The 11,454-nt window shown below is 71.8% G+C and carries 8 protein-coding genes and 1 pseudogene; 5 read left to right on the forward strand and 4 right to left on the reverse strand.

What is annotated here, in order from left to right; all coding sequences use genetic code 11:
- Window positions 1–104 precede the first annotated feature (104 nt).
- Window positions 105–1,631, reverse strand: a complete 1,527-nt coding sequence (locus ACFWJ4_RS04000) for an MFS transporter (protein WP_380538844.1) — start codon at window positions 1,629–1,631, stop codon at window positions 105–107.
- A gap of 147 nt (window positions 1,632–1,778) precedes the next feature.
- Window positions 1,779–2,456, reverse strand: a complete 678-nt coding sequence (locus ACFWJ4_RS04005) for a TetR/AcrR family transcriptional regulator (RefSeq protein ID WP_359912386.1) — start codon at window positions 2,454–2,456, stop codon at window positions 1,779–1,781.
- Window positions 2,457–2,700: 244 nt separating this feature from the next.
- On the opposite strand from ACFWJ4_RS04005, the pseudogene ACFWJ4_RS04010 reads away from it, so the two are divergent.
- Window positions 2,701–3,255, forward strand: a pseudogene (locus ACFWJ4_RS04010) (Uma2 family endonuclease).
- Window positions 3,256–3,376: 121 nt separating this feature from the next.
- Entirely contained in the window at window positions 3,377–4,165 is a 789-nt protein-coding gene (locus ACFWJ4_RS04015) for a VOC family protein (protein WP_359912392.1), read from the forward strand.
- A 53-nt stretch (window positions 4,166–4,218) separates the two neighbouring features.
- Here the strand turns inward: ACFWJ4_RS04015 and ACFWJ4_RS04020 are convergent, their stop codons facing one another.
- Entirely contained in the window at window positions 4,219–4,677 is a 459-nt protein-coding gene (locus tag ACFWJ4_RS04020) for a hemerythrin domain-containing protein (RefSeq protein ID WP_380538846.1), read from the reverse strand.
- An 84-nt stretch (window positions 4,678–4,761) separates the two neighbouring features.
- Window positions 4,762–5,358 (reverse strand): TIGR03086 family metal-binding protein, encoded by a 597-nt coding sequence (locus ACFWJ4_RS04025; RefSeq protein WP_380538848.1) that lies wholly within the window; start codon window positions 5,356–5,358, stop codon window positions 4,762–4,764.
- Between the two features lie 209 nt (window positions 5,359–5,567).
- On the opposite strand from ACFWJ4_RS04025, the gene ACFWJ4_RS04030 reads away from it, so the two are divergent.
- From ACFWJ4_RS04030 to ACFWJ4_RS04040, 3 genes are all read left to right on the forward strand, one after another.
- Window positions 5,568–6,137: a DoxX family protein gene (locus tag ACFWJ4_RS04030; RefSeq protein WP_380538850.1), complete on the forward strand. Its 570-nt coding sequence runs from the start codon at window positions 5,568–5,570 to the stop codon at window positions 6,135–6,137.
- Between the two features lie 351 nt (window positions 6,138–6,488).
- A complete protein-coding gene (locus ACFWJ4_RS04035; protein WP_380538852.1) occupies window positions 6,489–8,780 on the forward strand; it encodes a M9 family metallopeptidase in 2,292 nt (763 codons plus the stop codon).
- 285 nt (window positions 8,781–9,065) lie between these two features.
- On the forward strand, window positions 9,066–11,363 hold the full coding sequence (locus tag ACFWJ4_RS04040; protein WP_380538854.1) for a M9 family metallopeptidase: 2,298 nt from the start codon (window positions 9,066–9,068) through the stop codon (window positions 11,361–11,363).
- Window positions 11,364–11,454: the final 91 nt, after the last annotated feature.

The raw sequence follows: 11,454 nt of genomic DNA on the forward strand, positions 1-11,454 counted from the left end.
GTCCCCGGTCACCTGGCTCCGCGGCCCCGAACGGCGAGCGGCCCGCCCGGTGTCCTGGAGGACACCGGACGGGCCGCGTACGCACCCGAGCAAACCCCCGGCCGTCAGTGCACCAGCACCGGCACCTCGTTCTCCTTCGCCGCGCCCGTGTCCGAGCCCGCCGCGGCACCCGGCCGGCCGGCGTTGACGAAGGTGAAGGCGACCGCGGCGGCCGCCACCAGGATCCCGAAGGACACCCAGATCGCGGTCGAGAAGCCGTGCACCATGCCCTGGAACTGGAACGCCTTGGCGGCCTCCGGCGAGGTGGCCGCCGCGGTGGCGTGCGCGGCCAGCCACCCGGTGGTCGCGCTGGCCGCGATGGTGTTCAGCAGCGCGGTGCCGATGGCGCCGCCGACCTGCTGCGAGGTGTTGACCATGGCCGAGGCCACGCCCGCGTCGCGCGGCTGGACGCCGTGGGTGGCGAGGCTCATGGCCGGCATGAACGCGGTGCCCATGCCGAGGCCCATCAGGACCAGGCCGGGCAGGATCAGCGCCGGGTACGAGGTGTCCACGCCGATGTGGGCCAGCAGGAACATGCCGGCCGAGGCGACCAGGAAGCCGGGCGCCATCAGGTAGCGCGCGGGGACCCTGGTCATCAGCCGGGCGCCGATCTGGGTCGAGCCGGTGATCATGCCCGCCACCATCGGCAGGAAGGCGACGCCGGTCAGCACCGGGCTGTAGCCGAGCACGATCTGCAGGTAGTAGGTCAGGAAGAGGAACAGACCGAACATGCCGATCACGGCCATGCCCAGCGACAGGTACACCCCGCCGCGGTTGCGGTCGAGCACCACGCGCAGCGGCAGCAGCGGGGCCTTGACCCGGCGCTCCACCAGCACGAAGGCGGTCAGCAGCACGGCGGCCGCGATGAACAGCCCGATGGTGCTGCCGGACGACCAGCCGTCGGACTCGGCGCGGGTGAAGCCGTAGACCAGCGCGACCAGACCGGTGGTCACCAGCAGCACGCCGGGGACGTCCAGCCTGTTGCGGTTGCGGCCCTCGGCGGGCTCGCGGATCACCAGCACGGCGCCCGCGGCGGCCACGATGGCGAACGGGATGTTGACGAAGAAGGTCCAGCGCCAGTTCATGTACTCGGTGAGCAGGCCGCCGAGGATCAGACCGATGGCGCCGCCGCCACCGGCGATCGCGCCGTAGATGCCGAAGGCCTTGGCGCGCTCGCGCGCCTCGGTGAAGCTCACCGCGAGCAGCGACAGCGCGGCCGGCGCGAGCAGCGCGCCGAACACGCCCTGGAGCGCGCGGGCGCCGAGCAGCATCGCGGTGTTGGCCGCGGCGCCGCCCAGCGCGGAGGCGAGAGCGAAGCCGGTCAGGCCGACGATGAAGGTCCGCTTGCGGCCCCAGAGGTCCGCGATCCGGCCGCCGAACAGCAGCAGGCCGCCGAAGGCCAGCGCGTAGGCGGTGATCACCCACTGGCGGTTTCCGTCGGAGATGCCCAGGTCGCGCTGCGCGGACGGCAGGGCGATGTTCACGATGGTGGCGTCGAGGACGACCATCAGCTGGGCGAGCCCGATGAATATCAGGGCCTTCCAGCGCCGGGGATCGGGCAGCGTCGCCGGTCGGGCGTCGGTTTGAGGCATGGGGGTACTCACTTCACGGTGCGTGTGGTGTGCGTGAACGGTCGAGTGCCGTACGGGAACGGCGGGTTGCCGCACGGGAAAGGTGCGGTGAAAGGGTGTGCCGGGGCGCGACAGGGCGCCGTCGGGCGGTCGGTACTGGTGGTCGGGTCAGTTCTGGGGCTGGAAGTCCTCGAAGGTCGCGGCCCGGCCGGGCAGCACCGAAGCGGCCGGCGCGCGCAGGCCGTCCAGGAAGATCTGCAGGTGCCGGTGGACGAAGTCGTCGAGCAGTCGGCAGGCGGTGTTCGGCAGTGGCCGGGTCAGCTGGCTCATCGCGATGAACAGGTCACCGTGGTCGACGTCCGACCGTAGCTCGCCCGCGGCCCGGGCGCGCTCCATCAGCCCGCCCACGGCGGCCTGCAGGCGCTCCCGGATCTCGGTCAACTCCGGGTCGAACGGGTCGACATGGTTGCTGAACAGGGTGCAGAGACCGCCGACCTTCTCCCCGACGGACGCGTGCGCGAACCGCTGGAGAGCGTCGAACGGGCCGCCGCCGTCAGGAGCGTCCGCCTCGGCCGTCGCCGTCTCGGCGAGGGCCAGGATGCGGTTCTTGACGAGCACCGCCACCTCGTGGATCAGCGCCACCCGGTCCGGGAAGTTCCGGTACAGCGTGGCATTGCCGACCCCCGCCCGCTTCGCGATCTCGTCCAGCGGTGCGTCCGCACCGTGCTCGACGAACGCGTCCCGGGCCGCCAGCACGATCCGTTCCCGGTTCCGGCTCGCGTCCGCACGCAACTTCGGCGTACGCGCGCTCCCGGCGGGACGGACCGACTCGGCGGTGGTGGTCACGACGACTGCTCCTCATCAGGATACCGGGGAAATTCTCCCCGCTTCTTCCAACGTACTCGCAAACGGGGAATCCGTCCCCGGAATTTCCGCCCCCCATGTGACCTGCGTCATACGAGGGGTGCCTCGGCCGGCTGGGCCGTGATCGGAGTCGAGCGGCCCGTAACCACCCGCCGGGGACCTCGTTGCCCCGAAGGGTGTCCAGGAGAAGGAGGGGCCCGTGGCTGCGATCTCCGAGCGCCCGCAGATGCTGCCCGAGCAGTTCGAGGAGTTCGCCCGTCACCTGGGTCGGACGGTCGAGGGCATCCAGTTGGAGCTCATCAACGGGAAGTTGGGGATCAAACCCGCGCCGGACGGCGACCACGGCCGCATCATCCAGTGACTTCTGCGGATCTGCATCCAGGCCCGGCCGGAGCTCTATCTGCATGATCAAGGCCTGAGGCTCGACGGCTACCGGGACGGGCGTGCTCGCCCCGACGGCACGCTCGCCGACGCCGACGCATTCGTCGGGTACGGGGACTGGGCGCCGACCGGCGCAGTCCTGATGGTCGCGGAGGTCACCTCCTACGACTCCGACGCCGACCGTCGTGCTCGCGTGGAGAAGCCCCGGGCCTGTGCCGAGAGCTGCATCCCCGTCTACCTGCTGATCGACCGGGACAGCGCCGAGGCGAGGGTGTTCAGCCGGCCCGACGGCGTCCGCTACGAGACGGTCCACACCCTCCCCTTCGGCAAGGCCGTCCAGCTGCCCGACCCGGTGGGCATCTCCCTGGAGACCGAGCCCCTCAAGAACTGGGTGCGCTGATCCCGGGCATGGCGTCCCCGGGGCGGTGCGGGTGGCGGCCTAGGCTGTGGGCGTCCCGGGCGGCCGGTGGGCCGTGGGAGTCGGGAGGGGCCCGGCGGCCGGGTGGGCGAGGAGGTTCGCGATGGGCAGCGGCGAGACGGCCGCCAGGGTGCGCTGTGTGGCGGCCGTACCGTGCTGGGTGAGCCTGATGGCCCGGGACCTGGACGACGCCGAGGAGTTCTACGGGCCCCTGCTCGGCTGGGAGTTCGAGCCCGGGCCGGACCGCTTCGGCCCGTACGTGCACGCGGTGACCGGCGGGGAGGCGGTGGCCGGGCTGGGCGTCGCCGGCTTCGGGGCGATCCCGGTCGCGTGGACCAGCTACTTCGGGACGGAGAGCGCCGACGCCGCCGCCGACGCGGTGCGCGAGCGCGGCGCGACGCTGGCGGTCGGCCCGCTGACCTTCGACGCCGGACGGGTGGCCTTCGCGGCGGACCCGGCGGGCGCGGTGTTCGGCATCTGGGAGGGCCCGCCGGGCCGGGCCCGGAAGCTGGACGTGCCCGGCGCGCCGGTCTGGATCGAGCTGCGCACCCCGGACCCGTTCGCGGCGGCACTGTTCTACGGCGAGGTGTTCCGCTGGGACGGCCGGGACCCGGAGCGTTTCGACGTCCGCTGGGAGCACGACCGGGTGGTGCTGCGCGCCGAGGGCCACAGCGTCGCGGCGCTGGCCAAGGAGCAGGCGGGCGGCCCGGCCGGGATGCCGCCGCACTGGGAGGTGTCCTTCGCCGTCCCGGACACCGACCGGGCGCTGGCCCGGGCCGTGGAGCTGGGCGGCGGCGCGCTCGGGCCGGTCTTCGACTCCCCGTACGGGCGGGTGGCCCGGCTGCGGGACCGCGAGGGTGCCCGGTTCGCGGTGATCGGCCCGAAGGACTGACCGGAGCCGGGGGGAGCCGATCGGCCCGGGGAGCCGATCGACCCGGGGGCTGATCAGCCCGGGGCGTCCAGCTCGGCCCGGTCCGCCCGCAGCCGGTCGCCCAGCGCGGTGCGGGCGGCCGCCGGCAGGGCCTTGCGGGCGGCCGGGAAGAGTAGCTCCTCCTCGTCGCGCAGATGCCGGCGCAGGGTTTCGGCGAGGCCGCGCAGCAGGGTGCCGAGGGCCGGGTCGGCGGGTCCGAGCCCCTGGAGGTCGGCGAGGTACTGCCCGATCGCCAGGTGGTCGTGGATGCTGCGGAAGACCAGCGCCCCGCCGTCGGGCACGTCGTGCTGCACCACGGGGAAGAGGTGCTCCTCCTCGGCGGCGCAGTGGGTGAACAGCAGGTCGGTCAGCCGGGCGAGCAGCTCGCCGCGCCCGGGGTCGTCGGCCGGTGCGGCCTCGATCCGGTCGAGCAGCTCGATCGCCGCCCGGTGGTCGGCGGTGAACTCGCCGAGGATGTCAGGCCTGCGGCTCATGGCCCGCCCGCCTCTCGCACGGAAGACTTCCCCCGTCGCCTTCCAGTATCCGGCGCCGGCCCGGTCACCCGGAGGCGCGCCCGGTCACCCGCCGTCCTGCCGCCCGGCGAGGGCGAGCAGCCGGGTCTGCGGTCCGGCGTCATCGGGAACCGGCACCGGCGGGTCGAAGAGCCCGCTGCCGGAGAGGTCCCCGTACCCGGCGACCTCGCCGAGCGCGAACCCGACGAGCCCGTCCGGGAGCCGGGTGAGCCGTCCGATGCCCTCGGCGAGGTCCCAGGAGTGGATCACCAGGTCGGTGGTGAGCTGGTCCAGGTAGTACTGGCCGGAGGTGTCGCCGAAGGAGAGGTGGACGGTCAGCTCGGTGGCGCCGGGGACGGCCCAGGCCTCCCGGGCGGCCTCGGCGGCGTCGGTCCAGGCGGTGACCGGGTCGTCGCCGAGCACGTCGCCGTCGAAGCGTCCGCCGACCTCGCCGACGGTGGCGCCCATCAGCAGTTCGGGCACCCAGAGCTGCTCGCCGGTGAGGTGGTTGACCAGGTCGCGGACGGACCAGTCGCTGCACGGCGTGGGGGAGTCCCACTGGCCGGGGGTGATCAGCCGGACGCGCTCGCCGAAGGCGTCCAGCGCCTCGGGGTACGGGGTGCCGGTCCGCGCCTCCCGTCGGTGGTGCCTGTGTTGAGCCATGCCTCCACCCTCTCCGGCCCGGACGGGCTCCGCGAGTCGCCGACGATCCGTCAGTTGTTCAAATTCGAACTTCGCGGTACGGTCGAAGAGCGGCGGTTCAAATTTGAACAACGGTGCGGGTGACGACCCCTGCCCGCCGCACCACCACAACCCGTGACCACGTCCGGACGCGCCGGACGACGACCGAACCCCGATCGATGGAGACGCGCATGCCGAGCAGCAGCCCGAGCACGACCGCCGCCACCACCACCGTCAGCCCGGCCCGGGACACCGCCGGGTCCGCGACGACCTCCCCGCACGCCTACGACGCCGGACTCCTGCTCCTGCGCCTGGCCCTCGGCCTGACCATGGCCGCGCACGGCAGCCAGAAGCTGTTCGGCTGGTTCGGTGGAGGCGGGATCGACGGCACCGGTCAGTTCTTCACCATGAGCGGCTACCCGGCCGGCGACGCCATGGCCGTGGTGGCCGGCCTCACCGAGACGCTGGGCGGACTCGCCCTCGCCGTCGGCCTGCTGACCCCGCTGGCGGGCGCCGCGATCGTCGGCACGATGGTCAACGCGATAGCCGTCACCTGGGGCGGCGGCTTCTTCGCCCCGAAGGGCAGCGAGTACGAGCTGCTGCTGACCGCGGGTGCCGCGGCACTCGCCCTGACCGGCCCCGGCCGCTACGCCGCGGACCGCTTCCTGCCGGTGCTGCGGGCGCACCGCCTGGCGTACGGCGTGGCCGCCGTCGTGGTCGGCCTGGTGACGGCGGGCGTGATCCTGCTGCTCCGCAAGTAGCCGCTCCGCAAGTAGCCGCTCCGCAAGTAGCCGCTCCGGGAGGGGCGGCCGGGAATTCCCGGAATCCCCTCCTTCGCAAGCGGAAAGGGCATGGTGACGACTCGTCGCCGTGCCCTTTCCGCTGTCGTGGATGGGTGGACCTTGGGTAAAGGCCTTCACAATATTGTGTGATGTGTGCAATGGTACATGGCACATCCCCACCGTCTCCACGGCGGAACCGCCCCACGCGGTGCCGTCGCCGACGGACCTCGCTCCACCGTAGGCCGCGCCCCAACTCGCGGCCTTTGACGGCCCGGAGGCCCCCACGTGAATGGCCGACGCTTACTGCGAGTCCCGCAGTTGGCAAGACTGTTGACGCTCGTTCTGACCCTGGTCCTGGCGGTCGGCGTGTTCGCGCCGCTCAGTCAGGCCACTCCCGCCGCTCCCACCCCCGGCGGGACGACCCCCACCGGTGCGCCCGTCGGCACGGCGCCCGCCCACCTGGCGCCGCCGCCCGCGATCGGCGCGGACCGCACCGACACCGCCCCCGCGCGGCCGGACGGCCGGAAGCGGCTCAGCCCGGAGGACCTGGTACCCCAGTCGCCGACGGCCCCGCTCACCGGCCTGCCGACGGCCGACCAGCCGCAGGCCAAGGCCTTCGGGCTGGGCGCGGCCGCCGCCCAACCCTGCAACGTCGGTGACTTCACCGGCCGGACCGGCAGCGCGCTGGTCCAGCAGATCAAGTCCGTCGACCTCCAGTGCGTCAACTCGCTGTTCAAGATCGGCCGCGGCGACGCCGCGAACGCGTTCCGTGAGTCGCAGATGACCACCGTGGCGTACGCGGTGCGCGACGCCGCGAACAGCTACCAGGGCAACAACAGCGCGTCGATCTCGCAGCTGATGCTCTACCTGCAGGCCGGCTACTTCGTGCAGTTCTACAACCCCGACGTGGTGGGCCCCTACGGCGCCGGCCTGAAGACCGCGACCCGCTCCGCGCTGGACGCGTTCTTCGCCAACTCCCGTTCGCGGGACGTCACGGCGGACAACGCGGGCCCGCTGGCCCGGGCGACCACGCTGATCGACAGCGCCAAGGACAGCGCCCGCTACCTGCCGGTCGTCAAGCGACTGCTGTCCGACTACGACAGCGCCACCTGGAACCCGACCGGCATGGTCTACGGGCTGACCCCGGTACTCACCGTGCTGTTCGCCGGACACTGGGAGGCCGACTTCCTCCCCGCCGTCAAGGCCGACCCGAGCGTGCTGGACACCCTGTTCACCTTCATCTCCCGCAACCAGGGCCTGCACGGCGGCACCTACGGGCGGACGGTCTACGAGGCGACCAACGAGCTGACCCGCTTCATGCAGTACCCGGAACTGCTGCCCAAGGTGCGCCCCTACGCGCGGGCCCTGGCCCAGCAGTCCGCCCCGACCGGACCCACGATGTACCAGCGCGGCTCGGTGGCGCTCGCGGTGAACTGGTGGGACAAGGCCGACTGCTCGTACTACGGCACCTGTGACGACCCGGCGAAGTTCAAGGCCGCCAACCTGACGGTCGACCACACCTGCAGCCCGAGCATCAGGATCCTCGCCCAGGCGCTGGACAGCACCCAGCTCGGCACCGCCTGCACCAGCCTGAACGGCCAGGACGCGTTCTTCCACGCGGTGGCCAAGGACAGCGGCCCGGTCAAGGACGACGGCAACAGCACGATCGAGGTCGTGGTCTTCCACTCCTCGCTCGACTACCAGGTGCTCGCCGCGGTCATCTACGACATCAACACCAACAACGGCGGCATGTACCTGGAGGGCGAGCCGGCCACGGCCGGCAACCAGCCGCGCTTCCTCTGCTACGAGGCCGAGTGGGCCCGCCCGTCCTTCGAGATCTGGAACCTCAACCACGAGTACACCCACTACCTCGACGGCCGGTTCAACGTGTACGGCGACTACGACGCCGGCCAGGTCCAGCCGATCGACTGGTGGGTCGAGGGCTTCGCGGAGTTCGTCTCCTGGTCGTACCGCAAGGCCGTCAACACCGACGCCATCGCGGTGGCTTCGCAGCACACCTACAAGCTGAGCGAGCTCTTCGACACGGTCTACGCCAGGAGCAGCCAGGACCGGGTGTACCGCTGGGGGTACCTGGCCGTGCGCTACATGCTGGAGCAGCACCGCTCCGACGTGGACGCGGTCCTCGCCAAGTACCGGGCCGGTGACTGGGACGGTGCCCGCGCCATCCTGAAGACCACCATCGGCACCCGCTACGACGCCGACTTCGACAGCTGGCTGACCAGGTGCGCCGCCGGCGCCTGCGCCGCCAACACGCCGGGCCAGTCGCAGCTGCCGGAGTGCGCCGGAGGTGACGTCCGGCAGCTGGGCGCCAACTGCGTGCGCAGCAACGTCGCGGCGACCACGGGCAACTACGCGCACTTCTACCTGACGGTGCCGGCCGGCACCAAGCAGGTGAAGATCACCACCAGCGGCGGCACCGGCAACGGCGACCTCTACTACAACCCGGGCAGCTGGGCGTACACCAACTCCCACGTCCTCCGGTCGACCAACCCGGACAACTCGGAGACGCTGACCGTCACCAACCCGCCGGCCGGCTACGTCTTCTTCGGCCTCTACGCCCAGCAGGGCTTCAGCGGGGTGAGCGTCACGAGCGAAATGTGAGCCGAGCACGGCAACCGGACAGGTGACCGCCCCGGGCGGAGCGCTACGGCGCCCCGCCCGGGGCGGGTCCGTCGGTGGGCCGCCATCACGGGTCCTGACCGAATTCCCCGCAAACTGCGCACAACGCCCCGGGTTCCCAAGGCCATGTGAGATGTGCCATGGTACATGTCACATCCCCCACCGTGCCCGACGGAACCGCCCCCACGCGGCGCCGTCACCAGCGGTCCTCGACACCCCCCCGGTCGCGCCCCACGTCGCGGCCGACGACGGCCCGGAGGCCCCCACGTGAGTCCTTCACGTCTGCTGCGACTCCCGCAGCTGGCACGATTGCTGACGCTCGTCCTGTCCCTGTTCCTGGCGGTCGGCCTGTTCGCCCCGCAGTCCCAGGCCGCTCCCGCCGCCCCCACCCCCGGCGGCACGCCCACGCCCGTCCCCACCGGACCGGCCCCGCAGCCCGCCACCGGCGCCCCCGAACGAGCCGACAGCGGGCAGCAGTTGGCCTCGACCGACCAGCGCGCCCCGCTCCCGGTCGACACCCGGCCGGCCGAGGTCCGGCCGACCGCCAAGGCCCTGCGCCTCGGCGCGGCGGCCGAAAAGCCCTGTACCGTCGGCGACTTCTCCGGTCGGACCGGCAGCGACCTGGTCCAGCACATCAAGGACGCCGACATCCAGTGCATCAACAGCCTGTTCCAGCTCACCGGCGGTGACGCGCGCGGCGCGTTCCGCGAGGAGCAGATGAGCACGGTGGCCTACGCGCTGCGCGACGCGGCGGCCAACTACCCCGGTGACAACAGCACGTCGGTCGAGCAGCTGGTGCTCTACCTGCGCGCCGGCTACTTCGCGCAGTGGTACCACAAGCAGGACGTCGGCGAGTACGGCGCCGGCCTCAAGACCGCGATCCAGTCCGGCCTGGACGCCTTCTTCAACAGCGCGCACTCGCGCGACGTCGCGGCGGGCAACGGGCCCATCCTGGGCGAGGCCGTCACCCTGATCGACAGCGCCCAGGAGAACGTCCGCTACCTGCCGGTCGTCAAGCGGCTGCTGGGCGACTACAAGGCCGACACCTGGAACCCGGCCGGCATGGCGTGGGCGGTCAACCCGGTCTTCACCGTGCTGTTCCGCGGCCACCAGGTGCCCGGTTTCGACGCCGCCGTCGAGGCCGACCCGAGCGTGCTGGACGCGCTGTCCGACTTCGCGACCCGCAACAACGCCCTGCTCGGCGACACCTACGGCGTGCTGGTCTACAACGCGACCAAGGAGCTCACCCGCTTCCTGAAGGACACGGCCCTCCAGGCCAAGGTCCGCCCCCTCGCCAAGGGGCTGGTCGGCACCTCGGAGCCGAAGGGCCGCACCGTCTACCAGTGGGCCGCGGTCGCCGAGGGCGTCGACTACTACGACGCCGGCAACTGCTCGTACTACGGCACCTGCAACAAGGCCGACCAGCTCAAGGCCGGCGTGCTGACCGTGAAGCACACCTGCAGCCCGAGCATCACGATCCTCGCCCAGGCGCTGGACAGCACCCAGCTCGGCACCGCCTGCACCAGCCTGAACGGCCAGGACGCGTTCTTCCACACGGTGGCCAAGGACAGCGGCCCGGTCAAGGACGACGGCAACAGCACGATCGAGGTCGTGGTCTTCCACTCCTCGCTCGACTACCAGGTGCTCGCCGCCGCGATCTACGGCATCGACACCAACAACGGCGGCATGTACCTGGAGGGCGAGCCGGCCACGGCCGGCAACCAGCCGCGCTTCCTCTGCTACGAGGCCGAGTGGGCCCGCCCGTCCTTCGAGATCTGGAACCTCAACCACGAGTACACCCACTACCTCGACGGCCGGTTCGACATGTACGGCGACTTCGAGGCCGGCATGACCACCCCGACCGTCTGGTGGGTGGAGGGCTTCGCCGAGTACGTCTCCTGGTCGTACCGCAAGGTCAACAACGACGCGGCCATCGCGGCGGCCGGCCGCCACACCTACCGGCTGAGCGACCTCTTCGACACCGCCTACGGCGACCAGGACCGGGTGTACCGCTGGGGGTACCTGGCCGTGCGCTACATGCTGGAGCAGCACCGCTCCGACATGGACGCGGTCCTCGCCAAGTACCGCGCCGGTGACTGGAACGGTGCCCGCACCATCCTGAAGACCACCATCGGCACCCGCTACGACGCCGACTTCGACAGCTGGCTGACCAGGTGCGCCGCCGGCGCCTGCGCCACCGACGGGAGCGGCACGCCCACCACGCCGCAGCTGCCGGAGTGCACCGCCACCGACACCCGCCTGCTGGCCGCCAACTGCACCCGCAGCAACGTCGCGGCGACCACGGGCAACTACGCGCACTTCTACCTGCTGGTGCCGGCCGGCACCAAGCAGGTGAAGATCACCACCAGTGGGGGCACCGGCAACGGCGACCTCTACTACAACCCGACCGGCTGGGCGTACACCGGGAGCAGCACCACGCACTCGGCCGGCCCGGACAACTCCGAGACGCTGACCGTCACGGACCCGCCGGCCGGTGGCTACATCTTCTTCAGCCTCTACGCCCAGCAGGGCTTCAGCGGGGTGAGCGTCACGAGCGAAATGTGAGCCGAGAACGGCAAACGGACAGGTGACCGCCCCGGGCGGAGCGCTACGGCGCCCCGCCCGGGGCGGGTCCGCGTTCCACGGCCGGCGGCCG

Origin of the sequence: Kitasatospora sp. NPDC127067 (assembly GCF_042724755.1) — a bacterium.
GTDB classification, from domain to species: Bacteria; Actinomycetota; Actinomycetes; order Streptomycetales; family Streptomycetaceae; genus Kitasatospora; species Kitasatospora lactacystinica.

What these genes read in the sequence shown, in the direction of transcription:
- ACFWJ4_RS04020 (WP_380538846.1), bottom strand. Translation starts at nt 4,677, where the DNA reads ATGAGCCGCAGGCCTGACATCCTCGGCGAGTTCACCGCCGACCACCGG.
- ACFWJ4_RS04030 (WP_380538850.1), top strand. Translation starts at nt 5,568, where the DNA reads ATGCCGAGCAGCAGCCCGAGCACGACCGCCGCCACCACCACCGTCAGC.
- ACFWJ4_RS04000 (WP_380538844.1), bottom strand. Translation starts at nt 1,631, where the DNA reads ATGCCTCAAACCGACGCCCGACCGGCGACGCTGCCCGATCCCCGGCGC.
- ACFWJ4_RS04015 (WP_359912392.1), top strand. Translation starts at nt 3,377, where the DNA reads ATGGGCAGCGGCGAGACGGCCGCCAGGGTGCGCTGTGTGGCGGCCGTA.
- ACFWJ4_RS04025 (WP_380538848.1), bottom strand. Translation starts at nt 5,358, where the DNA reads ATGGCTCAACACAGGCACCACCGACGGGAGGCGCGGACCGGCACCCCG.